At 59.8% G+C, this 24,483-nt stretch carries 22 protein-coding genes and 1 pseudogene; 9 read left to right on the forward strand and 14 right to left on the reverse strand.

From position 1 onward, the window contains the following. Positions 1-32: 32 nt before the first annotated feature. Positions 33-1,865, reverse strand: coding sequence for an ABC transporter ATP-binding protein (locus ABOK31_RS31440; RefSeq protein ID WP_349961551.1), 1,833 nt, complete (start codon positions 1,863-1,865; stop codon positions 33-35). Positions 1,866-1,897: 32 nt separating this feature from the next. After that, a complete protein-coding gene (locus tag ABOK31_RS31445) occupies positions 1,898-3,094 on the reverse strand; it encodes an aminotransferase class V-fold PLP-dependent enzyme (protein WP_349961553.1) in 1,197 nt (398 codons plus the stop codon). A gap of 192 nt (positions 3,095-3,286) precedes the next feature. Between ABOK31_RS31445 and ABOK31_RS31450 the strand changes: the two genes are divergently transcribed. Further along, positions 3,287-4,024, forward strand: a complete 738-nt coding sequence (locus ABOK31_RS31450; RefSeq protein ID WP_349962836.1) for an IclR family transcriptional regulator — start codon at positions 3,287-3,289, stop codon at positions 4,022-4,024. A 10-nt stretch (positions 4,025-4,034) separates the two neighbouring features. Here ABOK31_RS31450 and ABOK31_RS31455 read toward each other — a convergent pair whose 3' ends face one another. From ABOK31_RS31455 to ABOK31_RS31475, 5 genes are all read right to left on the reverse strand, one after another. Further along, positions 4,035-4,532: a RidA family protein gene (locus tag ABOK31_RS31455; RefSeq protein WP_075855065.1), complete on the reverse strand. Its 498-nt coding sequence runs from the start codon at positions 4,530-4,532 to the stop codon at positions 4,035-4,037. 34 nt (positions 4,533-4,566) lie between these two features. Continuing rightward, positions 4,567-5,775 (reverse strand): amidohydrolase/deacetylase family metallohydrolase, encoded by a 1,209-nt coding sequence (locus ABOK31_RS31460; RefSeq protein ID WP_349961555.1) that lies wholly within the window; start codon positions 5,773-5,775, stop codon positions 4,567-4,569. Continuing rightward, positions 5,776-6,654, reverse strand: a complete 879-nt coding sequence (locus ABOK31_RS31465) for an ABC transporter permease (RefSeq protein WP_174177312.1) — start codon at positions 6,652-6,654, stop codon at positions 5,776-5,778. Beyond that, positions 6,654-7,595 (reverse strand): ABC transporter permease, encoded by a 942-nt coding sequence (locus ABOK31_RS31470; RefSeq protein ID WP_349961557.1) that lies wholly within the window; start codon positions 7,593-7,595, stop codon positions 6,654-6,656. Before ABOK31_RS31470 ends, ABOK31_RS31465 begins: the two co-directional genes overlap by 1 nt. Before the next feature lie 183 nt (positions 7,596-7,778). Continuing rightward, positions 7,779-9,305 (reverse strand): ABC transporter substrate-binding protein, encoded by a 1,527-nt coding sequence (locus ABOK31_RS31475; protein ID WP_349961558.1) that lies wholly within the window; start codon positions 9,303-9,305, stop codon positions 7,779-7,781. Between the two features lie 179 nt (positions 9,306-9,484). On the opposite strand from ABOK31_RS31475, the gene ABOK31_RS31480 reads away from it, so the two are divergent. After that, positions 9,485-11,905, forward strand: coding sequence for a glucan 1,4-alpha-glucosidase (locus ABOK31_RS31480; protein ID WP_349961560.1), 2,421 nt, complete (start codon positions 9,485-9,487; stop codon positions 11,903-11,905). 40 nt (positions 11,906-11,945) lie between these two features. Next, entirely contained in the window at positions 11,946-12,686 is a 741-nt protein-coding gene (locus tag ABOK31_RS31485) for an ROK family protein (RefSeq protein ID WP_349961562.1), read from the forward strand. 65 nt (positions 12,687-12,751) lie between these two features. Here the strand turns inward: ABOK31_RS31485 and ABOK31_RS31490 are convergent, their stop codons facing one another. Both ABOK31_RS31490 and ABOK31_RS31495 read right to left on the reverse strand, forming a co-directional pair. After that, positions 12,752-13,630 (reverse strand): hypothetical protein, encoded by an 879-nt coding sequence (locus ABOK31_RS31490; RefSeq protein ID WP_349961564.1) that lies wholly within the window; start codon positions 13,628-13,630, stop codon positions 12,752-12,754. 210 nt (positions 13,631-13,840) lie between these two features. After that, the gene (locus ABOK31_RS31495) at positions 13,841-14,767 is read right to left on the reverse strand and encodes a LysR family transcriptional regulator (protein ID WP_174177324.1); all 927 of its coding nucleotides are present in this window, start codon (positions 14,765-14,767) and stop codon (positions 13,841-13,843) included. 54 nt (positions 14,768-14,821) lie between these two features. Between ABOK31_RS31495 and ABOK31_RS31500 the strand changes: the two genes are divergently transcribed. From ABOK31_RS31500 to ABOK31_RS31525, 6 genes and pseudogenes are all read left to right on the forward strand, one after another. Continuing rightward, positions 14,822-15,439: a chromate transporter gene (locus ABOK31_RS31500; protein ID WP_234910293.1), complete on the forward strand. Its 618-nt coding sequence runs from the start codon at positions 14,822-14,824 to the stop codon at positions 15,437-15,439. Continuing rightward, complete coding sequence (locus ABOK31_RS31505) at positions 15,436-15,966, forward strand: chromate transporter (RefSeq protein WP_174177326.1); 531 nt, start codon at positions 15,436-15,438, stop codon at positions 15,964-15,966. Before ABOK31_RS31500 ends, ABOK31_RS31505 begins: the two co-directional genes overlap by 4 nt. A gap of 8 nt (positions 15,967-15,974) precedes the next feature. Then, on the forward strand, positions 15,975-16,244 hold the full coding sequence (locus ABOK31_RS31510) for a hypothetical protein (RefSeq protein WP_174177328.1): 270 nt from the start codon (positions 15,975-15,977) through the stop codon (positions 16,242-16,244). Positions 16,245-16,321: 77 nt separating this feature from the next. Continuing rightward, entirely contained in the window at positions 16,322-17,218 is an 897-nt protein-coding gene (locus tag ABOK31_RS31515; protein ID WP_174177330.1) for a sensor domain-containing diguanylate cyclase, read from the forward strand. 165 nt (positions 17,219-17,383) lie between these two features. Further along, entirely contained in the window at positions 17,384-18,802 is a 1,419-nt protein-coding gene (locus ABOK31_RS31520; RefSeq protein WP_349961566.1) for an LLM class flavin-dependent oxidoreductase, read from the forward strand. Positions 18,803-19,016: 214 nt separating this feature from the next. Next, positions 19,017-19,286: pseudogene (locus tag ABOK31_RS31525) on the forward strand (BA14K family protein); the annotation flags it as partial. A 104-nt stretch (positions 19,287-19,390) separates the two neighbouring features. On the opposite strand, the gene ABOK31_RS31530 reads toward ABOK31_RS31525, so the two are convergent. From ABOK31_RS31530 to ABOK31_RS31550, 5 genes are read right to left on the reverse strand one after another with little or no spacing between them, the layout of a single operon-like run. Continuing rightward, the gene (locus tag ABOK31_RS31530; protein ID WP_174177333.1) at positions 19,391-19,972 is read right to left on the reverse strand and encodes an NAD(P)H-dependent oxidoreductase; all 582 of its coding nucleotides are present in this window, start codon (positions 19,970-19,972) and stop codon (positions 19,391-19,393) included. Next, the gene (locus tag ABOK31_RS31535) at positions 19,969-21,378 is read right to left on the reverse strand and encodes an FAD-binding oxidoreductase (RefSeq protein ID WP_349961569.1); all 1,410 of its coding nucleotides are present in this window, start codon (positions 21,376-21,378) and stop codon (positions 19,969-19,971) included. Before ABOK31_RS31535 ends, ABOK31_RS31530 begins: the two co-directional genes overlap by 4 nt. Before the next feature lies 1 nt (position 21,379). Next, on the reverse strand, positions 21,380-22,693 hold the full coding sequence (locus tag ABOK31_RS31540; RefSeq protein ID WP_349961571.1) for a cytosine deaminase: 1,314 nt from the start codon (positions 22,691-22,693) through the stop codon (positions 21,380-21,382). Continuing rightward, on the reverse strand, positions 22,693-23,553 hold the full coding sequence (locus ABOK31_RS31545) for an ABC transporter permease (RefSeq protein WP_349961572.1): 861 nt from the start codon (positions 23,551-23,553) through the stop codon (positions 22,693-22,695). The genes ABOK31_RS31540 and ABOK31_RS31545 overlap by 1 nt, the downstream gene beginning before the upstream one ends. Next, positions 23,553-24,377 (reverse strand): ABC transporter ATP-binding protein, encoded by an 825-nt coding sequence (locus ABOK31_RS31550; RefSeq protein ID WP_349961574.1) that lies wholly within the window; start codon positions 24,375-24,377, stop codon positions 23,553-23,555. Before ABOK31_RS31550 ends, ABOK31_RS31545 begins: the two co-directional genes overlap by 1 nt. Positions 24,378-24,483 lie beyond the last annotated feature (106 nt).

The following is a 24,483-nucleotide window of genomic DNA, read 5'->3' on the forward strand; positions in this document are numbered from 1 at the left end:
GCGGCTGCTCAATTTACGGATGACGAAGGGCGTCAGAGCGCGACCAGATGATTGGGAGAGACGGTTCGATATTCGCGCGGCTTGACCAGGTAATCGACCGGCCGGATCGGGCTCTTCAGCTCATCGCTCGCCGCCATGCGCTTTTCGCGCCGGCGATCGGGGTCCGGTACCGGAACGGCCGCCATCAGCTTCTTCGTGTAGTCGTGCTGCGGATTGCCGAAGACGGCTGCGCGCGGGCCGATCTCGACGATTTCACCGAGATACATGACGGCAACCCGATGGCTGACGCGCTCGACCACGGCCATGTCGTGGGAGATGAACAGGAAGGAAAGGTTGAGGCTCTGCTGCAGGTCGAGCATCAGGTTGATGACCTGCGCCTTGATCGACACATCGAGCGCGGAGACGCTCTCGTCGGCGACGATCACCTTCGGCTGCAAGACCAGGGCACGGGCGATGCAGATGCGCTGGCGCTGGCCGCCGGAGAATTCGTGCGGGTAGCGGCTGGCCATATCGGGCGTCAGGCCCACCTTGCGCAGCATGTCGGCGACGACCTCTTTCGCCTCCCTTGCCGTTCCCATTCTGTGTTCGAGATAGGGTTCGGCGACCGCCTGTCCGACCGTCATGCGCGGATTGAGCGAGGCGAACGGGTCCTGGAAGATCATCTGCACGGATTTGCGCATCTCGCGCATGTCGCGCTTGCCAAGCGAGAGCATATCCCGGCCGTCAACGATGACGGAGCCCGACTGCGGCTCGATCAGCCGCATGATGGCGCGACCGGTGGTCGACTTTCCGCAACCGGATTCGCCAACGAGCGACAGTGTTTCGCCGGCAAAGAGATCGAACGAGACGTCTTCGACCGCATGCACGCGGCCTCTGAGCTTTCCGAAGAGGCCTGAATGGATGTCGAAGCGCTTGGTGAGGTTTTTCACCTGCAGGATCGGCTTTTCCTTTGCCACCGTATCGGGCACCTCGACCGGTGTGTCGGATTCTCCCGTTGCCGTATTGACGATGGGGAAGCGCAGCGGCCGTTCATATGTCTGCATCGAGCCGAGCACAGGCACCGCCGAGAGCAGTGCGCGGGTATAGGGATGCCGGCCGCGATGGAAGATGTCGGCCGTCGCACCCGTCTCCACCTGCTCGCCGCGATACATGACGACGGTACGGTCGGTGATCTCCGCGACCACGCCCATGTCGTGGGTGATGAAGAGGACCGAGGTTCCTTCCTCGTCCTGCAGCATCTTGATGAGGTCGAGGATCTGGCCCTGGATGGTGACGTCGAGCGCCGTCGTCGGCTCGTCGGCGATCAGCAGCCTCGGTTTCGAGGCAAGCGCCATGGCGATCATGACGCGCTGGCGCATGCCGCCGGAGAAGCGGTGCGGATATTCGTCGAACCGCGAGGCGGCCGAAGGGATGCGGACCTTTTCCAAGAGCCGGATCGTCTCGGCCCTGGCGTCCGCCGCCGACATGTCCCTGTGGCAGAGCAAGGCTTCGGAAATCTGGTCGCCGATGGTGAAGAGCGGATTGAGAGAAGTCATCGGCTCCTGGAAGATCATCGAGACATCATTGCCACGCACCTTGCGCATCTCATGCTCGGGAAGAGAAAGCAGGTCGCGACCGCCGAGCATGATCTTGCCCTCGATGCGGCTCGAATCGCTCTGCAGCAACCGCATGATCGAAAGCGACGTAACGCTCTTGCCCGAGCCGCTCTCGCCGACGATCGCCACCGTCTCACCCGGCGCGACCGAGAAGGAAACGTTGCGCACAACAGGCTTCCATGCGCCGTCCACCAGGAATGAGGTGGTGAGGTTCTCGACGGAGAGGATAGGTTCGACGGTTCCTGCGGCTTTTGCCTGTGACATGCTCATGCTTGTTCCCTTCTCGCGTTCCCTGCCACAGCTCAATCGGGCCAGTTCAGCATGCCATCGAAGCGATGCCGGCTGCGGTTTTCGATCGGCGTTGCGATGATCTCGTTCGAGGCGCGCGCTTTGTCGAGTTCCTCGGCAAGCCGCGTTGCGACGATCGTCTCCTGGCCGGGATGCAGGTTGCATGGGTCGAGATAGAAGTAGTGATGCTCTACCTCATGATCCCGTACGATGATCGGCGGGTTGCCGCGGCTGAGTGCTGCGGCGAGATCCCAGGCGCTGATATGCGCCTCGGGCGCCGAGATGATGACTCGCATGCGGTCGAGCGGGTTGTCGGTGGGGTCAGGCTCGATCAGGGCGGTAACGCCGGGACGGCCGTCGAGAGTCCGCTTCCACAGGTTCAGATAGCCGGTCTCGCGTTCGCGGATGCCGGCGTCATCGCGCTTTTCCCAGGCCTCCAGCGCCGCCATGGTGCCATAGATACTTTCCTTGCCGACCTTCATGCCGCGGCCGATGCCCATGTTCTGCAGGAAGGCGTTGCGCACCAGCTCCTTCTTGCCGGCGACGATGCCGGAGGTCGGGCCGCCGAGGAACTTATGGCCGGAATAGAGCACGATGTCGGCACCCTGAGCGAGAAAAAGCTCGAGGTCATATTCCGAAGCCGCATCGACGATGACGGGAACGCCCTTGGCATGGGCGATCTCGACGAATTCGGTGAGGTGCAGCAGGCCGTAATCGACCACATGATGAGATATGACATAGACGGCGGCGGCCGTTTTCTCGGTGATGGCGTTTTCCATATGGAAGCGGTGCGTCGACGTCGCCTGACCGATCAGGACGACCTTGCCGCCGGCAAGGCGGATTGCCTGATCCACCGGCGCACCGTAGCTCACCACATGGCCCATCTGCACGATGACTTCGTTCTTGTCCGGAGCGATATCGGGTAGTTTCTCGATGGCGAGAAGGTTGTTGCCGGTAATGGCGCCGGCGACTGCAAGGCTGATGCCCGAGGAGCAGGATGCCGTCACGAAGCCCGCCTCGCCACCCGTCAGCCGCGCGATGACGGCGCTTGCCTTGCGCTGGAGATCGTTGACCTCCACGAATTGCGGCAGGATTGCTGCCATTGCTGCAATGGCTTCGGGCACGACGATCGACGCGCCGAGGCTGGTCATGGTGCCTGATACGTTGATGACGGGCCTCAGGCCGATTTTGCTGCGGATATCATCGGACATTCTATCTCTCCAAAGTGACGACTGACTGCCGATTGCCATCGACAGCTATACCATAGTAATGTAATAGCTTCTCGAAATCTCACGAGGAGCGTTGATTTGGACGCCAAGACTCTACTCGCCGCACTCCCTGAAGACGTCGATTCCCCGGGGGAAACGGAAGCCAAAGGCGTACGCCGTTCGCGCGTAAGCGGCATCGACCGCGCGCTGCAGGTGATCGATTATCTCTATGAAACCGGCGCACCGGCTGGAGCCTATGCGATTGCCAAGGCGATCAAGGCGCCTCTTTCTACTGTCTATGTGATCATCGACGATCTGGTCGAAAAGAACATGCTCGGCCGCAATGCCGACGGCTCCGTCTGGCTCGGGGCGCGTCTTTATCATTACGGTCTCGCCTATGCCCGGTCGTTGGATTTCATGAGCGTCGCTACCCGCGAAATGCACGACCTTTGCCGACAGGCGAGCGAGACGGTGCAGGTCTGCGGCCGCGACGGCGACAACATGCTTGTGCTGGCGATGGCGGACGGACCAAGCCATTTCCAGGTCGCCTCTCGCGTCGGAACGCGCGTGCCGCTCAACTGGACGGCCTCCGGCCGGCTTCTCGTCGGCCACTTGCCGGAAGACGAGAGGATCGAGCTTTTCAAGCGCTGTGCCCGTACCTCGCCGACCGGCCGGGCCGAGGTCGATGCCGGTGTACTCTCCGATGCCGCGGGCAAGGCTTTTGAAGAGCGCTTGTCGGTTCAGGTGGCGGAGTCCGATTATGCGGTTGCCTGCATCGCCTCGCCGGTCGTGGACCGGGACGGCCAGTGTGTCGCGACCATTTCGATCGTGCTGCCGGAACAGAAAGTCTTTTCCGACGGCAACCATTATGGCGAGCAGGTACGCGCGGCTGCCGAGCGGATCGAAAAGTTGATGGGCTGGCGCAACCACTGAACACGTCTCCTCAGTCGTTAAGCGAGACGATCGCTTCGATTTCGACCGTGATGTTGCCGGGCAGCGAGCCAAACCCAACGGCCGAGCGGGCATGCTGGCCCGCTTCGCCGAAGACCTCGATAAACAGGTCTGAGCAGCCGTTGATGACGCTTGGATGATCCTCGAAATGCGGCACGGCGTTGACCATGCCGAGCAGCTTCACCACCCGCTTCACCCGGGAGAGATCGCCGAGCGCGCCGTGCATGACGGCAAGCAGGTTGATGCCCGTCAGCCGTGCGTGCTGATAGGCCCGGTCGACGCCGACGTCACCGCCGACCTTGCCGGAATGAAGATGGCCGTCCAGCTCCCGTGGCCCCTGGCCCGATAGATAGAGTACGTTGCCTTCACGGACATGGGTCACGAAGTTGGCGATCGGTGGCGGCGGCGGTGGAAGCTCGATCCCGAGCGCAGCCAGTCGCTGGTAAGGTGTTTGCGCTGCTGAAGCGGCCTGTGTTGGGGACGTGTTCACGTATGCTCCTGCTATGCGATCCTTGGTGTTTCGATTAGCGCCACGAATAACCGTGGCTGTGGCGGACAAGCTTGCGCGCGCGCGGTATGTAGCGGCTGGCGGCAATCGCCTCCGCGCCGATCACTGCGTAACGCGGCTCGAACAGCTTGCTCAGGCGCGAGACGTCGCCGTTTGAATCGGTGGCTTCTAGATCCGCATCCACCAGGTCGAAGATGGTGAAGTCGGCGCGCTCGCCGACCGACAGCCGGTTTTCCATCGAAAGCTTGATGACCGAGGCCGGCGCATGGGTGACGGCATCCACAACCTTGTCGAACGGCATGCCGACCGAGAGCAGCTTGGACATGGTGGTCGCGAGATCCCAGACCGGGAAGTTCATCGAATGCCCGTGGAGGTCGGTTGAGATCGAATAGGGCAGCAGGCCGCGCTTGATCGCCGCTTCCGCGACCTTGAAGGAGAAGGAGGCGCCTCCATGGCCGATATCGAGCCGGATGCCTTCGCCGGCGCAACGTTCGGCGAGATTGTAGAGGTCCTCGTCCTCCATGATGCTCGAACCGGCCTTACCATTGAAACAGTGCGTGACGACGTCGCCCGGTCCAAGGATTTCGAGCACTTCGTCGTAGAGCGCCGGCGGCTCGCCGACATGCACCATCATCGGCACTTTCAGGATCTTGGCGATCTTCTTGCCGAGCTTGACGGGCGTTACCCCCCAGGAGCCGGTGATGACGTGGCTGGCACGGACCTTGATGCCGACGATGTGCTCGCTGTTCTCAGCATAGCATTCGAGGATGCGGTCGAGGTCGATATCCTTGATATCGCGCAATTCTGGAACGCGATTGCAAGCAACGAGGCCGATCGAACCGAGATTGAGGAAGGCCTTGATGCGCTCCCTGGAGGGTTCGATGATATATTCGCGGAAACCATGAAAATTGGCTTCGCCGGCAGAACCTGCATCGACCAGTGTCGTGACGCCGCGCTCGGCGCCGCATTCGGACGGGCGGATCGAGATATCAGTGCCGCCATGCCAGATATGGACGTGCAGGTCGATCCAGCCGGGCGAAACCCAGGCACCCTTGCCATCGACGCGCTCGACATCGCCGGGAGCGGCGAGCTGCGGGCCGACAGCTGTGATCTTGCCGTCGGCGCCGATGAGGATGTCGATGACGCCGGTCGGCGTATCACTGCCGAAAGCCATAGGCTTTACATTGGTGAGGAGGAGCGGCTTGCCCGCTTTTTCACCGGTCATTTACAGGTCCTTTCGAAGTCTTGGATCGAGCATGTCCCGCAGGCCGTCACCGACCATTTGCAGCGAGAGCACGGAGAGAATGATGGCGAAGCCCGGGAAATAGGTCATCCAGTCGGCCTGGCCGATATATTGGCGGCCCGCGGCGATCATGGTTCCCCAGGTCGGGATTTCGGGGCTGACGCCGAGGCCGAGGAAGGAGAGCCCGGCTTCGGCCAGCATCGCGCTGGCGAAGAGAAACGAGCCCTGTACCAGGATTGGCGACAGGAGGTTTCTAAGGACGTGCCGCGTCATGATGTGAAACGTCGAGATGCCGAGAGCCTTGGCTGCCTCGACGTAAGGAAGCTCGCGGATAACAAGCGTCGAGGCGCGGACGATGCGGGCCAGCCGCGGCGCGTACACGATCGACAGCGCGACGATGACCGTCGTCAGCGATGGTCCGAGGGCTGCGACAAGCGCGATGGCAAGCAGGATGTCGGGAAACGCCATCATCGCATCGATCAGACGGGCGATTGGCGTGTCGAGCCTCTGGAAGAAGCCGGCGAGCAGGCCGAGCGTGACGCCGATCGCTGCCGACAATGCCACTACGGCCGCCCCGACGAGCAGCGACAGCCGTCCTGCATAGATGGTGCGGGAGAAGATATCGCGGCCGAATTCGTCGGTGCCGAACCAGTAGATCTGGCTTGGCGGCTTCAACCTGTTGACGATCGAAAGTTTCGAGGGCGAGTAGGGTGCGATCCATGGGGCGAGGATGGCAAGCAGCACGAAGATCGTCAGCACGATCAGGCCTGCGGTGACCGTCTTGCGCTTCAGAAGCCGGCGAAGGAACTTGCTCCGCTCGCTCGGCGCCTGTTTCTGTGTATCGGTTGCGATATCGGCCATCAGTAGCGTACCCTCGGATCAACCAGCAGGTAGAGCATGTCGATCGCAAAATTGATCAGGACATAGAGGCCGGCGATAACGAGCAAAGCCCCCTGGATCACCGGATAATCGCGGCGCAGCACCGCCGAGACGACGAGGCTTCCGACCCCCGGCAGGCCGAAGACGGTCTCGGTGACGACAGCGCCGGAAATCAGGACTGCGGCGGTCAGCCCAAGGACGGTGAGAATTGGAATGAGCGCGTTCTTCAGCGCATGTTTGAGGACGACGCGGCGCTCGATCAGCCCTTTCGCGCGGGCAGTGCGGATATAGTCGTCCCCGAGTACGTCGAGCATCGATGCGCGTGTGAAGCGCAAGATCAGCGCGGAGGAGACGAGACCGAGTGCGACTGCCGGCAGCGTCAGGTGATACATGCGGTCGAGGAAGCTTGCGCCCGGTCCGCCATAGCCGGACACCGGGAAGATCCCCAGGCGCACCGCGAAGAACTGCATCAGGATGAGGCCAAGCCAGAAGCTCGGTATGCTCGCCGCGAGCATACCGATCGCCATCGAAGCCTGGTCGACGAGCGATCCGCGCCGATAGGCGGCATAAATGCCGATCGGCAGCGCGATAACGCCTGCGATGAGAAGCGAGAACAGCGTCAGGAAAAAGGTCGGCTCGGCGCGTTCAAGAAGTGCGGAGGAGACCGGAATATTGAGAAAGATCGACTGACCGAGATCGCCCTTCAACAACTGCCCGACATAGAACAGGTATTGGATGAAGATGGATTGGTCGAGGCCAAGCCGGGTGCGAAGTTCGGCAATATCCTGCGCGGTCGCATCCGGGCCGAGCATGACGGCGGCCGGATCGCCAGGGGTCACGCGCACGATCACGAAGACGATCGTGACGACGAGAAACATCACGACGATCATGCCCGCAAGACGTTGAAGAATGTAGCGTATCATTGCGTCGGTTCCCAGAGTGGTTCCGCTTTTCTTCGAATCGCGGAACCACTCTATTTCTTTGTTCTCTCGCAATTCCGGACGGAAAACCGCTGCACACTTTTCCTGGAATAGCTCTAGGTCCGCAAACGGACAGGATCGGTAACGGGCGCCGGCCGTAGCCGGCGCCCGAGCGCCTTGGGAGGCTTATTTCTTGATCGATGCATTCCAGAAGTAGGGCCATGGCGCCGGGTCGACGCCTTGAAGCTTGGTGGAGATCGCCGCAACGGCGTTGAAGTCGCCGATCTTCATCATGGGAGCTTCGTCATAGATGGTCTTTTGAACGTTTGCCCAAAGCTCGATACGTTTCTTGGGATCGACCTCGGTGTTGAACGCGTCGATTGCCGCCTTGCTTGTCGGCGTCGTCCACCAGCCGGGAGAACTTGGCGACAGCGTGCCGATCAGCGCCGGTTCCGGCAGGAAGGGGCTGTGGCTGATGTAGATGTCCCACAGCGCCTTGTCGGTGCGGCGCTGGGTGAGTGTTGCCCAGTCGACCACTTGAAGGTCGACCGTGAAGCCCGCCTGTTTCAGATATTCGGCCGCGACCTGCGCCATCTTGTAGTGGAATTCGTATTGGCGGCTGGTCAGGATGCGGATCGGTTCGCCCTTATAGCCCGCGGCCTTGGCGGCAGCGGCAGCGCCTTCCGGATCGGCGATGTTGTAGTTGCCCTTGACGCCGGCATCCGTGCTCCAGGTATAGGGGGCAGGGTACATATTGCCGTCGACTGTATAGAAATTCGTGCTGCCGAAGGCCGCTGCCAGCATATCCTCCATGCTGAGCGCCTGACGGATCGCCTTGCGGATCGCGATATTCTTCGTGATGCCGTCGGCGGTATTGAAGACGAAGACCGGATAGCCAAACGGCTTCAGGAGCAGCGGCTGGGTTGCCGAGGAGGACTTCAGCTTGTCGAAGGATTCGACCGGAAGACTGTCGATGTAGTCGTACTGACCGGAAATGGCCGCCTCGACGCGGGTATTGGCATCGGGAACCGGAACGAAGCGGATTTCGTCGAGATATTGATGGCGGGCGCCGCCGTAACCGTTGCTTTCGCCATCGCGCGGTTTGTAGCCGTCGAAGCGCACCAGCTGGATATATTGGTCGGGCTTGCGCTCCTTCAGCATGTAGGGGCCGGTGCCGATGAAGTCGGTCATCGTGTCCGCCTGCTTGCTGGCCGGAATGATGATGGCGGCGGAGTTGTTGAAGGCAAGCAGCGAGGTGAGCGGGGCGTAGGGTTGCTTCAGCTTGATGATGACAGTTGTCGGATCCTGGGCGGTGATCGATTCAATGAAGCCGCCCGCCTGCTTACCGCGCGACGCCAGCTTGATCCAGCGGTTGAGCGAGGCGACCACGTCGTTGGAGGTCATGACGCTGCCGTCGTGGAACTTGATGCCGGTTCTGAGCTTGATCGTGTAGGTTTTGCCGTCGGCGCTGATCTCGGGCAGACTTTCGGCAAGCAGCGGCGTGACATTCCAGCTCTTGTCGAAGGTGTAGAGCGTTTCGAAGATGTGCTGCGTGACGATTCCGACGAGATCGGCCGTGGAGGTCATTGGATCGAGCGTCGGCGGCTCGCCGATCGTTGCGACGTTGATGACGCCGCCTTTTTCCTGGGCCATCAATAGCGAGGGGGCTGCAATCAAGGCAGCCGCAATCAGCAAGCTGGCACTTAGCTTCATTGATATTCTCCCATTTATGTTCCACAGTTATGTTATATAGAATTTTATAACAGAATACAGGACACGCGCGGGCTGTCAATGGCAGCAAAAACAAGACCGCATAGGCTCGAATGCAAACAGGTTCAGTCTTGCCGAAATACTTTGGTCGGAGCAGATTGCAGCGATAGAGGAGATAGTGCATGGCGCTTTACGATGCTTCCGGCTCTAACGTGAACGGTATCGAGCCTCGCTGGACGTCCAGCGCAAAGAGTGGAATTGGCACAGCACTTTCGCCAGCCTGCCGCATCTGGTTCACACTCAGTCATGGCATTCTGAACGAAGTCTACTATCCCCGTGTCGACAGCGCCTGTACCCGCGACATCGGATTGATCGTCACAGGTCCCAACGGTTATTTTTCGGATGAAAAGCGCGATACGGAGAGCGTCGTCACGACTGTCGAGGACGGCGTTCCGGCCTACCGGTTGATCAATACCGCAATCGACGGTCGTTACCGGATCATCAAGCGCATCATCGTTGATCCGATGCGCAGCAGCTTGCTTCAGCAGATATCATTCGAGCCGCTTGAAGGAACGATCCACGATTATCGTCTCTATCTGCTTGCCGCTCCGCATCTGGTCAACGCAGGTTACGGCAATACGGGCTGGGTGGGAGACTATAAGGGCACGCCGATGCTTTTTGCGACGGGCACAGGCGGCGTCTCGCTTGCACTTGCCGTCAGCGGCGGCTGGCGGACAGCCTCTGCCGGCTATGTCGGCATTTCCGACGGATGGCAGCAGTTGCGGAAGGCGGCTCAACTGGACACGTCCCTTGCGCGCGCCGCCGATGGTAACGTCGCATTGACCGGCGAAATCGATCTGACCGGTGGCAGCGACACCGTCGTCGTATCGCTCGGCTTTGGAAGCCACGCCAAGGAAGCCGGCTACAATGCTCTTGCCAGTCTGCAGGCCGGCTATGAGAGCGCCGAGCGCAGCTATGTTTCCGACTGGCGGACATGGCAGGATGGCTTGCTGGCGCTCGACGAACCGAGGGCACCGCCGCCCGAGCTCAATCGCTATCGGATATCGACAGCCGTTCTGGCAACGCACCGGCCTCTCTCCTTCGAAGGTCCCGCTGTGGCCTCCCTCTCCATTCCATGGGGTTTCGCCAAGGGAGACGAGGATCTTGGAGGATATCATCTGGTGTGGCCGCGCGATCTGGTCGAGACCGCCGGCGGCTTCCTGGCCGCGGGCGCCTCGCAGGATGCGCTGCGCATTCTGGCCTATCTGCGCGTCATCCAGGAGGAGGATGGGCATTGGCCGCAGAATTGCTGGCTGGACGGTGAGCCTTACTGGACCGGGATACAGATGGATGAGTGCGCTTTCCCGATCCTGCTTGCGGATGCACTGCGTCGCGAGGGAGCGCTAACGGGCAAATTGCTCTTGTCCTATATGCCGATGGTCGAACGTGCCGCGCGCTATGTGGTCATCAACGGCCCCGTCACCGGTGAGGACCGTTGGGAAGAGGATGGCGGCTTTTCTCCCTTCACGTTGGCGGTTGAAATCGCCGCCCTGCTGGCGGCAGCCGACATTCTGGAAATTGCCGGGCAAACGCACAATGTGGACTATTTGCGGCAGACTGCCGATGCCTGGAATGACCAGGTCGAGCGCTGGACCTATGTCAGCAGCGATGCGGAGAGCTCGGGCCTCGGGGTCAAGGGCTACTATGTCCGTATTGCGCCTCCGGAAATAGCCGATGGAACCTCGCCGGCCGATGGTTTCGTGCCGATCAAGAACAGGCCGCCTGCCGAATCCTTTTTGCCGACCGCCCGCGTCGTCAGTCCCGATGCCTTGGCGCTGGTACGCTTCGGGTTGCGTGCCGCCGACGATCCCCGCATCCTCGACACCGTCAGGGTTATCGACGCACAACTCAAATGCGACCTGCCGCAGGGCCGGCTATGGTACCGCTATACGGGTGATGGCTATGGCGAGCATGAAGACGGCGGGCCATTCGACGGCACCGGTATTGGGCGCCCGTGGCCGCTGCTTGCAGGCGAACGAGCCCATTATGAGCTCGCGGCCGGTCGACCGGAAGTCGCTTTGGAGCTGCTCAAGACACTCGAGCAGTCCGCAGGGGAGGGCGGGCTGTTGCCCGAACAGGTGTGGGACCAGCCCGATGTCCCGGAGCTGGGTCTTGTCCTCGGGAAACCTTCCGGCAGCGCCATGCCGCTTGTCTGGGCTCATGCCGAGCATATCAAACTCTTGCGCTCGCTGAGAGACGGGGCCGTTTTCGACATGCCGCCGCAGGGGGTCGAGCGCTATGTGAAAAACAAGGTTACGGCACCCTTCGTGCTCTGGCGTTTCAACAATAAGCTGTCGCAGCTTTCCATTGGCAAGCGTCTGCGGGTCGAGGTCATGGCCCGTGCCAGCGTTCGCTGGAGTCTCGATGGCTGGGCTAGCGTCAACGATACCGAAACGCGCCAAAATGGCTTCGGCATACATGTTGCGGAGCTGTCATGCGAGCGCCTGGCGAAAGGTGCGGTGATTGCCTTTACCTTTTACTGGCCCGACACCGACCATTGGGAAGGAGAGGATTTCTCCGTCTCGGTCTTTGAAACGCCATAGTACGAATTGTGCCGATCACGGATAGAAAGTGTGGACGAAGATGAGCCAGGTAACAGAGAGCCGCAAAGCAAACGCAAAATCGAAGAAAACCGTGGCTCCGGCTGCGACGGAAGATCTCGTCGTCTTGGCAATCGATCTCGGCGGTTCGCATGTAAAGATGCGTCTTAGCTCCGGCGGTGAGCGCCGCGCGGCGGTTTCGGGCCCAACCATGTCGGCAAAGGAGATGGTTCAGGCCGTCAAGAAGCTGACGGGCGATTGGCAATACGATGTTATCGGCATGGGATATCCAGGTCCGGTTTCGAACAACAGACCGGCGGCGGAGCCGCACAATCTCGGACCTGGCTGGCAGGATTTCGATTTTTCTTCCGCCTTCGGAAAGCCGGTCAAGCTCGTCAATGATGCCGTGATGCAGGCAATCGGCAACTATAAGGACGGCAACATGCTATTTCTCGGCCTCGGTACCGGGTTGGGTTCGGCTATGATCGCCAATCATGTCTGCCTGCCCATGGAACTCGCACACCTGCCCTACAAGAAGCGCGACACTTTCGAAGATTTTATCGGCGAACGCGGGCTTGAAAAATACGGCAAGAAAAAATGGCGCCAGTCGGTCGAGGAGATCGTGGAAAGGTTGCGGGCCGCGTTGTTGCCGCATGAAATCGTCATTGGCGGCGGCAATGCCGAAAAGCTCAAGGAGTTGCCCCCAGGTTGCCGTGTCGGCGAGAACGAAAATGCCTTCTTTGGGGGGTTCCGTCTCTGGCAGGATGCAACACTGAGCTTCTAAGCCTGCTTGTATCCTTTTGTCTTGAATGAGGCGCCGCCACTGTGACATTGACGGAGCGGCTGCCATCAAAGCTTCTTGTCGCGAATGGTCACGACCCCGAACGGATTGAATTTATATTCATCTTCGTCATAGCGGGTGTCGTCGGATAGAGTGGCCCGACGATCCGACAAAGACGCATCAACGCCTTCCCGCATCATTTGATCGCCGATCTCGTCAATCAGAGCGGCGATTTCAAGTTGCTCCTCATTGGTCGACGGTTGCCGATCGTCTTTCCGGATAAAGGTAACGAGTACATCGGGCAATCCGACCAGATGGTTCCCGACGCTTGCCATGCCCTCGGCATCGTCGCCGATGGGCCGGCGTGCAAAGGCCAGACGGCAGGTCTTGGCAAGTGTCAGCAGATCATGGGAATCGGCTGCACTGCGCCCCTGCTCGGAGAGCTCTTTCCATCGCCGTACGCCGTGGGCCACGCCTGCGGTCTCGCCCTTTACGGCAATCGCACCGTGATCGAGCATGTATTGCACGAACATCAGGGCTTTTGCAGATGTCGCAACGGCCGTTTCGGCCGCCATGGGCGGGCCGAGCACATAAAGGACGGATCCGTGCGTGGCGACGGCATCCTCGTCGGCCTCCTGATAGGCATTGGGGTCCACGCGGTCCCAGCAGATATTGAACGAACGGACCATGCGGTCGTCCGGCTCATTCTGCGAACCGTCTTCATCGGCGGTGAAACCATCGCCTAATTGGGCGATGGCGGCACGGGCATTCTGCAGGAGCGCCGCAAGACCATTTTCTTCGCCGAGAAAGCAGAGCACATGACGCGGTTTATAGCTGGAACGGGAGGCTGCAAACGCCGACGGCTGGCTCGAAGCTTGGCTGGGAGACGGTCTACCCAGAATGAGACTGCCGAAGAATGCAAGAATGCCGCGCCGCATCGAATTCATTCCGGTGTCCTCATGGTTCAAATCGGCAGAGTTGAAGGCATTCACAACGACAGGGCTACGCGCGCCATATCGCATTCGTTTTGTTTTCGTTGCAACCCGATTTTACTGCCATTTCAGCATCAGCGATTCTTCCAGCTCAGGAGCATGGCGTGAAGTTCGCGCATTGTGGGACAGGCTGCCCGATCTTTGCTCGTAAATGGGATAGCCGGCTCATGGGCTGTATTTCAACGACACTTTCTCCCGATGGACGATGTCGGCAAACAGCCGCAGCGCGCCACTTGGTTGTTCATCGCGCTGCGCAAGATAAAGTGGCGCTATGAGATTGGTGTGAGGGTCAAGCCTTAGATAGGCGATGCCGTTCGTTTCCAGTCGGGCGATCGATCCTGGAATGATCGAAATTCCGAGCCCGGCGGCAACCAGGCTGAGCGTTGACAGCAACCGGGGAGCTTCATGCCGTATTTTCGGGCTGAAGCCGGCGGCAAGGCAGGCAGCTATGATGCCGTCATATAGTCCGGGGCCTGATGGGCGCCGGTAGAGGATGAAGGCTTCGTTCGCGAGTTCTGACAATCGAATAGGTCGTGGCTTTTCGCTTTTCGCCATCGCGATCGGATGACGATCGGGAAGAGCGACCAGCATCTCTTCATCGAGAATTCTTGAAATTATCAGCCCGCTCGACTGTGCAACGGGAGAGCGCACGAATGCGACATCGAGAAGGCCGGAATGCAGCATGGCGATCAGATCGGGCGTACTGGCTTCCTCAAGCTTTAGCGTAACATCGGGTGACGTCTCGCCGAGTGACCGGACAGCCGAGGTGACCAGCGGATGAAATGCAGCCGAACTGGTAAAGCCGATGGCGAGGCTTCCCTCCTCTCCGCGGGCATTGCGTCTCGTCGCTTCCATCGCAAGGTCGACGTCATGCAGGATGGCCCTTGCCCTCTCCACGAAGGTTCGGCCCGCATCCGTCAGCTCGACGCCTCTCGGCAGACGTCTGAAAAGCGATGCACCGACGATCGCTTCCAGCTTGGCTATCTGCTGGCTGAGCGGCGGCTGCTGGATGCCGAGCCTTTCCGCAGCTCGGGTCATATGGCCCTCGTCGGCGACGGTTACAGCATAGCGAAGATGTCGAAGCTCGATCATGGCATATCTCAAATATATGAATACCAGTTAATCCATATATTGGACGCATGGTCGATGAAAGCCTATTTTGCCGCCTTGTTCGACATGAAGCACATAGGCCAAGATATGGACGCCATTTCCCCTCACAGCACCGTTCAACGCGAAAAGCCAACAGTCGCCGAACTCTTCTTCGGTTTTTTCAAACTCGGCCTCATCGGCTTTGGTGGGGTCTTGCCGCTCGCGCGCCGCATGGTGGTCGAGGATCGCAATTGGCTGACCGGAGAGGAGTTTACCGAGCTGCTTGGGCTCTGTCAGTTCCTGCCCGGCGGAAATATCATCAATATGTCGGTTGCGATCGGCTCGAAATTTCAAGGTGTGGCGGGCGCTTTTTCAGCTCTTCTCGGCCTGATTGTCGCGCCGACGGCGATCGTGATCGGTCTCGGCGTCATTTACGATCAGTTCAACAGCGATCCGCGCATCCAGCACATGTTTGCCGGCCTTGCCGCAGCCGCAGCCGGCCTGCTGATCTCGATGGCCGTCAAGATCGTCCTGCCGTTGCGTCGCAGGCCCGTTGCCCTGGTCATTGCTGCGATTTGCTTTGCTGCCATCGCCATCGTCGGATTGCCCTTGCTGCCGACCATGCTGGTTCTGGCACCTCTCAGCATCATCGCCACTTGGAAGCTTGAATCATGACCACGACCCTGCTCGCTCTCGCAATCATTTTCACGCAGCTTTCGCTGCTGGCCTTCGGCGGCGGTAATTCCATCCTCCCGGAAATGCACCGACAGGTCGTCGACGTGCAGCATTGGATGACGGCGCAACAATTTGGTGCGCTGTTCGCATTGGCGCAGGCAGCTCCAGGCCCGAACCTGATGGTTGTGCCTCTGGTCGGCTGGCATGTTGCCGGATGGGCGGGTGTGCTCGTGACTTCGGTGGCAAAGTTCGGTCCTTCTTCGGTTCTGACCTATCTGGTGCTCCATCTCTGGAACCGCTTCAAGGACAGGCCGTGGCGAAGGATCGTCCAGGCCGGGCTGGTGCCGATGACCGCGGGGCTCGTCACCGCCAGCGCGGCGGTCATTACCGAGGCATCAACTCAGGGCTGGATTCTGGCGGTGATTGCGGCCGCTGGCGCGCTTGTTCTCACAACGACGCGCGTCCATCCGCTCGTGGTTCTGGGCATTGGCGCATTGATCGGGCTGAGTGGCGTCGGCCAGGTATGAGCAGGTAGATGCCGGTGTCAGAATTGAGGCAAACACCTGTTCTGATTGCCGAGATTCATTTTAGCGAAGGGTGCGTTGCGCCCGTCGGTTGCTCCATGTATTCGCAAATACGTCTTTTGCTTGAAATAACCCCTTCTTTGGAGGCTCAGTCGCAAATTAGAGCTGTTGATATCGGCGATAATCGCAGTGCTCGTGCTTTTAGAAACCAAAATGCAAACAATCCATGCAATATTCCAGCGGGAAAGATTGCCGGCAATAAAGCCGCGATAATCTTTTGATCAGCTGGTGAGGGCCTCCAGTGTCTTGCGATGGAAATGCAATACTCGATCCACAGGCAATCGGCTCCCGCGAGTTCATGCATTTGCGTGAATTGTTTGATCGATCGTTCAAGGCCGCGCGCATCGGGGTATGGGAATGCAGCCTTCCCGACCAGACGCTCAGCTGGACGGATATGGTCTACGAGCTCTTTGATCTCGCGCCGCAAACGCCGCTGACAAGGGACGAGATCCTTAAACTTTATACCCCGGAGACCCGAAAACGCCTCGATGAGGTGCGCGAGAAAGCAATTCGCACCGGCGAGGGCTTCAGCCTGGATGCACAGATCATTACCGCAAGGGGTAATCGTCGATGGATCAGAATAACCGCCTGTGTCGAGTTCGCGAACGGAGCTGCGACTAGAATTTTCGGGATGAAACAGGATGTCACCGCCGAGAAGACGATGGTCGAGCAGCTTCGTCAATTGGCCGAGTATGATATGCTCACCGGGCTGACATCCCGTACCAGATTTGAAACGTTCTTCAACGAAATATGTGCAGCCGAGGGCCGAACCGGCAGGGCACTCCTGCTGGTGGATCTCGACGGCTTCAAGTCCGTGAACGATACTCTCGGGCATCAGGCGGGGGATGATTGCCTCAAAGCGGCAGGGCGCAGGCTTTCGCGCGCGGTGCCCAAGGCCAATATGGTGGCGCGAATTGGCGGCGACGAGTTTGCCGTTATCCACGAATGCCTCTCGATCGAGCATCTTGCAAAAATTGCCGATCGCGTTGTCAGGGGATTGAACTGGACCGTCTCCACGCCGGCGAAGACCATTCGCATCGCAACCTCCGTTGGCGCGGCGATAATCGTGCCCGGCCATTCGTCCAAGGACATATTCGCGAAAGCGGATCGTGGTTTGTACGAAGCGAAGTCGTCGGGGAAGAATGGCTTCCGGATCGCGCCGCCGACATGGCCCGCATACAAAGCTGCTCTTTAGATCGAGCCCGCCAATCGCTCACCATTCACAAGCATCGAATAGCGAATTGTCGGCAAGCGATGGGAAAAATATTTCTCCATAGAGTATATAGACATTATGCAATTACTTTTCGAGTAGCATTGCTGCCCGTAGCTTGATCGCCGGTCTAATTCGTCCGGAGCTGGCATGACAAGGCATATTCGATTCAACGCGTTCGACATGAATTGCGTCGCGCATCAGTCCCCCGGACTGTGGAGACATCCGCGCGATAAGTCGTGGAAATACAAGGATCTGGACTATTGGCAGGATCTGGCGCGGACGCTGGAACGCGGCATTTTCGACGGCATATTCATCGCCGACGTCATCGGCTACTACGATGTCTACAAGGGTTCGAACTACCATGCGATCGAGCAGGCCGCGCAGATACCGGTCAATGATCCGATCCAGCTCGCGGCGCCGATCGCGCTTGCGACCGAACATCTCGGTATAGGAATAACCGCCTCCACCTCCTTCGAGCATCCCTATACGTTTGCTCGCCGGCTCGCCACCGCCGATCACCACACCAAGGGCCGTATCGGCTGGAATATCGTAACCTCCTATCTCGAGAGTGGTGCCAAGAACATCAGTCAAGGCGGCTTGAAGACCCATGACAACCGTTATGAGATCGCCGCCGAATATGTGGAGGTTCTCTACAAGCTTTTAGAAGGAAGCTGGGAAGAGGGCGCCGTGCTGCGCGATGCCGAGCGCGGCATCTTCACCGATCCCACCAAGGTCCACGAGATCGGTCATAAGGGCAAGTATTTCGACGTTCCGGGCTACCATCTCTGTGAGCCGTCGCCGCAACGGACGCCGGTGCTTTATCAGGCAGGTGCATCCGGCCCTGGCAAGGCCTTTGCTGCCGGCCATGCTGAATGCGTATTCGTCGCTGCGCCGACGAAAAACCTGCTACGCGCCTACGTCGCCGATATCAGGCAGAGGGCTGCGGCGGCTGGCCGCGATCCGCGGAAGGTGCTGATCTATAATCTCTCGACGCTGATCATCGCGGAGACCGACACGAAGGCGCAGCAACTCTTCGAGGAGTATCAGAGCTACGCGTCCTATGACGGCTCGCTCGTATTCATGTCCGGCTGGAGCGGCATCGATTTCGGCCAATATGCGCCGACCGACGAGTTGAAGAAGGTCGAAACCAATGCCATCGTCTCGATGATCGAGCATTTCGGCGGCAAGGACCGGACCTGGACGGTCGAGGAACTCGCCAAATGGGGTGGGATCGGCGGAACCGGGCCGGTCTTCGTCGGCTCACCCTCGACTGTCGCTGATATCCTGCAGGAATGGGTAGAAGAGACCGATGTCGATGGTTTCAACCTCGCTTATGCCGTGACGCCCGACAGTTTTGAGGCGGCGGTCGATCTGCTCGTTCCGGAACTGCAGAAGCGTGGAGTGTATCCGACCGCCTATCGTCCGGGTACCCTGCGCGAAAAGCTCTTCGGCGAGGGACCTTATCTGCCGACGACCCATCCGGCCAATGCCTATCGCGATATCGAGGTAGTTAAGCGTCGGGATGCGGAACTGGCCACACCGTTGCGCCAGTCGGCCGGCGTCTAGGCTTTGCCATATCACCGATTCGGTTGAAGTATGCGCATATCCGGCCCGTTTTTGACGATGCCCTCAGGGCTGACGGGCCGGATTGATCCGAGAGATATTCCGCGCAGTCGGCTATTTAAAGTAGCAGCAGATTAACGCTCTGTTCACCTTAAGATTACTAAGGTTTCCTGATGAAAAGGAAGGAAGCCCAATGAAAAAGATCTTTGTTCTCGCCATGGCTGCGGTAACGCTGGCAGCGCCCCTTGCCAACGCGCAGGAATGGCCCCGTCATCATCGCGATCGTCCCGACGAAGTTCATCGCAAGATGCCGCCGCGGGGACCGGGACGTCCTGGATGGGGACCATATCGGGGTAAGGACCGTTCGGGTTACTATCACGGCTACAGAGGTTACCACGATCGCCGCCCGGGCTATCGCCGTCACAGCGATGGTCTTTGGTATCCTGCCGCAGCCTTCGCACTCGGTGCCATTATCGGCGGCGCTTTGAACAACTAGAGTTCTTCCGCTTTTCTAAGAATTGCGTGAAAACAAAGAGATAGAGCGGTTCAGAGATTCCGTGAAGAGCTGAACCGCTCTAGAAAAGGCCGCTTTTAAAACCGCTCCATCTCGCGGCCGACCTTTGCCAGAAATTCCTTACGGGACACGTCAGTTGAGCGGTTCATGTCGTAATGGGCGAGGAAGACGACCGGCGCGAAAGGCTTGATCTGGGCGCGGAGCACGCGCTTGACGATCTTCTTCGGCGGATTGCCGGCGACGAAGGCGCGAAATGGATCGGCGCCATAGGTCAGGACCGCACCAAGCTTGCGGATATGTTGCAGCTTGGAGCGTACCTTGCCATTTACGAGTTCGAAGGAAACGCCTGGAAGCCAGACCCGATCGAAATAGCCCTTGAGGATCGCTGGGAAGCCGAAGTTCCAGACCGGAGTGACGATCACGAGGGCTTCGGTACGCTCCAGCCGTTCGACGTAGGATTTCAGCGCATCGGTGTTTTCGGGATAGTCATGGTAGATGAGCCGATCATGGCGTGACAGGACGGGGTCAAAGCCTTCGGCATAGAGGTTGCAGTCATCGACATTGTGGCCGGCTTGCTTCAGACTTTCGATTGTTTGCCGATGCAGCGCGCCGCCATAGCTTTCCTCGACTGGATGGGAATGAAGGACGAGAACCTTCATGAAGCCTCCATCAGATCAGCAAGGCCGGGGAAGAGATAATTTTTACCCGATTTGAAGTCGAAATTCGGATCGTCCCACGCAATCATCTTGCCGGGATTGAGCAGCCCCTTCGGATCTGTCTCCTTCTTGAAGGCGAGCTGGACGGCATCCGTCTGCTTCATGCCACCTTCCTCCAGCGTATAGCGGTGCGGGTTGAAAATCGGGCAGCCGTGGTCCTGGTGAATCTTGATGATCTCCTCGAGCCGCGCCTCCGATGTATAGCGCACCAGCGGCAGGCCGGCGCATTGGATCTGCCCGTCGAACTTGATGAATTCGAGATGGCCGGGTACCTCGTCGCCGAAGATTTCTACCATCTTCTGGACCTTGGCGACATGATCCGGTCCTGGATACTGCACCTGCAGATAGGTGATCGACGGATCGACCTTGAGGGCGCGCAGCGTCGTGTGGTTCCAGGCGAGTTCGTACGCATGAGGGATGCCCTTCATGCTTTCCACCTTGTCGGAGCGGAAGGTGATCTCGCCTTTCTGCTGCCGGGTGAAGGCGATGAAGGGGTCCATCGCATGCGGTGCGATCATCAGCGCGACGATCGATTGCCCCTGGCGGATATAGGGCTTGTGGCGGGCAAAATAGTCTTGCGGAATGGGGGCGGCGATCGGGGCGATCTCCTTGACCAGAATGCCGTTGCATTTGGCGAGCGCATCGGAAAAGCGCACGGCATCCATGAAATCGTCGTATCCGACCAGCACGTCGACCCAGTCATAGGCCGGCGCCAGCGGCATTTCGATCTCGGTGATGATGCCGTTGGTGCCGTAGGCGTGGCTGACCTTGGTCAGATCCCAGCCGGTGAGATCGAGAACGCGCGGTTCGGCTTCCATCGTCACGACGCGTAGCCGCAATATATTGCCGAGATCGCGCAGGCCGCCCCAGGTAATCGAGCCGACACCACCCGAACCGCCGGCAATGAAGCCGCCGATCGTTGCCGTCTGCGCCGTCGAGGGATGAAAGCGCAGTTCCTGGCCGGAATGGGCCTTGGTCTGGCGGTCGAGTTCGGCAATGACGATGCCGGGCTCGCAGATGACGCGGCCGGGATGGATCTCCTTGATCTTGTTCATCGCGGCGAGGTTAAGCACGATGCCGCCGGAAAGCGGCATCGCCTGGCCGTAATTGCCGGTGCCGGCGCCGCGCGGGGTGACGGGCACGTCATGCGCGTAGGCGACCTTCAGCGTGCGGATCACCTCCTCTTCGGTCTTCGGGGTGACCACGAGATCGGCGGTGACATTGTCGAGCTGGGCTTTCAGGATCGGCGAATACCAATAGAAGTCGCGGCTCTTCTGGCGCACGAGCGCCGGATTGTCTTCGACGGCGATACCTTCGAGTTCTTTCTTGATGTGCTGATAATCCGGCATGTCAGGCTCCCATGACGCTGTCGAGTTCACGATAATCCGGCAGGCTGCGGTCGATCACCTTGCCCTTGCGAAGGACGACGCGGTCAGACTGTGGACGGGAAAGGAATTCGCTCCAGCGCCGGGCGCTGAAAAGCACGAGATCGGCCGGGCTGCCGACGGCGATATGCCCGATATCCGGGCGGCCAACTATCTCTGCGGGCGAGGTGGTAATGACCCTTGCGGCCGTATCCAGCGGATGGTCGAGATGCAGGATGCGCACGCTTTCCCGGAAGACTTCGACCGGATCGAGATCGCCATAGGCATAGAAGGGGTCACGGGTATTGTCGGAGGCAACCGCGGTTGGCACGCCGGCCTTGGCAAGCTCGTGCAAAAGCGTGACACCTCGCCAGCGTGGCGTGCGGCCCGCGTGGCGGTCCTGCAGATACATGTTGCACATCGGCAGCGAGACGATGGAAATCCCGGCCCTTGCGACGAGATCGATGGTCGCGCGGGCGACATCCTCGTCCTGCCGGGCAAGCGAGCAGCAATGGCCGGCGGTCACCTTGCCGGTGAAGCCGTTGCGAAGCACGGCTTCGGCGAGTGCTTTCAGCGTCAGCACCTGCTTGTCTTCGGTTTCGTCGACATGGAGATCGACGTCGAGGCCATTGTCGGCGGCAGCGCGCAACAACTTGTCGAGCTGAGCGTCGATATCCGGGTTCATCTGCGTGACACCGCCCATCAAGCCGCCGGCATCGCGCACGACGCCGAGCAGGTCGGCGAAAAAGGCATCGTCGACCATGCTGTCGAGCGGGAAAAGCGCGACGGCCTGCAGTGCGATCTTGTCCTTCCAGGCCTCGCGAACAGAAGTGAAAACCTCGAAGGAAATGCGATGCTGCGGCGCCAGCGAATCCAGATGGGTGCGGATCAAGCCGGTGCCATGGGCGTAAGCCGAGCGCAGCGAGAATTCCATGCGCTTGCGCACATCCTCGGCTGACCAGTTGGCCTCGCGATCGGCGCGCACTGCATCGAGTGCGCCCATGAAGCTGCCATCCGGGTTGGGTCGCCGCTCCCAAATGTGCCCCTTGTCGAGATGGGTGTGCATGTCGGCAAACGTCGGCCAGACCATGCCGTCCCGCATATCGACCTTGGCATATTCGACCGGTGCTGCGCCAGGCGCGAGAATGTCGCTGACGAGGCCATCGGCGACGACGATGTCGGCCTTGACGAGCCCCTCGCTGGCGGGCGCCTGAAATCCGGCGAGGGTCACGGCCGGGATGGTGGCATTGCTCAGCACGAAGCGGGCGGCATTCGGCGGCGACATGAAGGCGTGGGACATCAATTTTCCCGCTTGAGGCTGCTCTCATGCCAGCGATGCAGGCTCAGCCATGAGATGAAGGAGGTGAAGGCGAAGATGGCGACGCCGAGCGCCGAGAGCAGAAGCAGGGCTGCGAAGAGCCGCGGCATGTTCTGGCGGTATTGTGCTTCCAAAAGGCGGAACGCCAGACCTGAATTCGGACCGCCGGAGCCGGCCGCGAATTCGGCGACGACCGAGGCGATCAGCGACAGGCCACCGCCGATCCGAAGCCCTGTCATGAAATAAGGCTGGGCGGCCGGCAGCTTCAGATGCAGCAAGGCCTGCCAGCGCGAGGCGCCATAGAGATCGAAGAGATTAAGGAGATTGTGATCGACGCTTTTCAGGCCCTGCACCATGTTGGACAGGATCGGAAAGAAGGCGACGAGGAAGCCGCAGATTAAGAGCGCCGCTTCGCGCGTCGGCGCGTATATCAGGATCAGCGGCGCGATCGCGACGATTGGCGTTACCTGAAGGATGACGGCCAGCGGATAGAAGGCAAGCTCGATCCAGCGGGACTGCACGAGGAAGATCGCAAAGCCGACGCCGCCGATCAGCGCCAGGATCAGCGATATGAATGTGATTTCCGTCGTCACCCACAGAGCAGGCCACAGGATGCTCCAGTCGGAAACGAGTGCCTTGGCGACGGCAATCGGGCTCGGCAGGATATATTGCGGAATGCTGGCGCCGACGACCAGAAGCTGCCAGAGGATGAGAAGCACGAGAACGGTCAGGATCGGCACGAAGATGCCGAGGACACGCTCGAAATTGCGCTGCCTAGCGGCAGCGGGCACATCGACCGGTTCAATAGACAGAGTGGCGGGCAGGCTGGTGCTGTCGCTCATCAATGGGCCTCCGGCCAGCCGATGGCCTCGATCAGGGAGAGGGACACTTTTTCGCACACCTGCCGGTATTCTTCGGATGAGCGGTAAAGGGGATCACGCTCGCCGCTGGTTTCCAATGGAAAGTCGGTATGGACGCGGCCTGGCCGCGCCTTCATGACGACGATACGATTGGAGAGATAGGCGGATTCATAGACGGAATGGGTGACGAAGATGACGGTGATCCCCGTTGTCTGCCAGAGGCGCAAAACGTCGTCGTTCAGCTTCTGGCGCGTGATTTCGTCGAGTGCGGCAAAGGGTTCGTCCATCAAAAGCAGTTTCGGCTTCGTTACCAGGGCGCGGGCGATCGAAACCCGCATCTTCATGCCGCCGGACAATTCGCGCGGATAGGCCACGGCAAAGTCCTGCAGACCGACCGTGGCCAATGTATCCATGATCTGTTCGTGTGCCGCCGCCTTCGATACGCCCAACAGTTTCAACGGCAGATGAACGTTGCCGAAGACGGTCTTCCAGGGCAGCAATGTCGGCTCCTGGAAGACGAAGCTGATGTCGCCCTCCGGCAGGCCCTTGGCGTTGATGCGTGAACTCGGCCAGTCGATCCGGCCACCCGAGGCGCCGCCAAGGCCTGCGATGATGCGCAAGGCCGTCGATTTGCCGCAACCGGAAGGGCCGAGCAGGCTGATGAACTCGCCGCTTTCCACATTGAGCGACATGCCCGATAGCGCCAGCGTGCCGTTGGAGAAGATCTTGGAGACCTGCTCCATGACGACAAGCGGTCGCTTGCGCTTTTCCGTTCGATCCGTTGCAATGGTTTCCGATAGTGTCATCGTTCGGCTCTTTGTTGATCCACCCTCCCTTGAGGGGGAGGGTCGGAGCGAAGCTCCGGGGTGGGGTGATCCTCGTAATCTTCAGGTGTCACCCCCACCCGCCGCG

It is taken from the genome of Rhizobium sp. ZPR4 (genome assembly GCF_040215725.1).
In the GTDB taxonomy this organism is placed as follows: Bacteria; Pseudomonadota; Alphaproteobacteria; order Rhizobiales; family Rhizobiaceae; genus Rhizobium; species Rhizobium rhizogenes_D.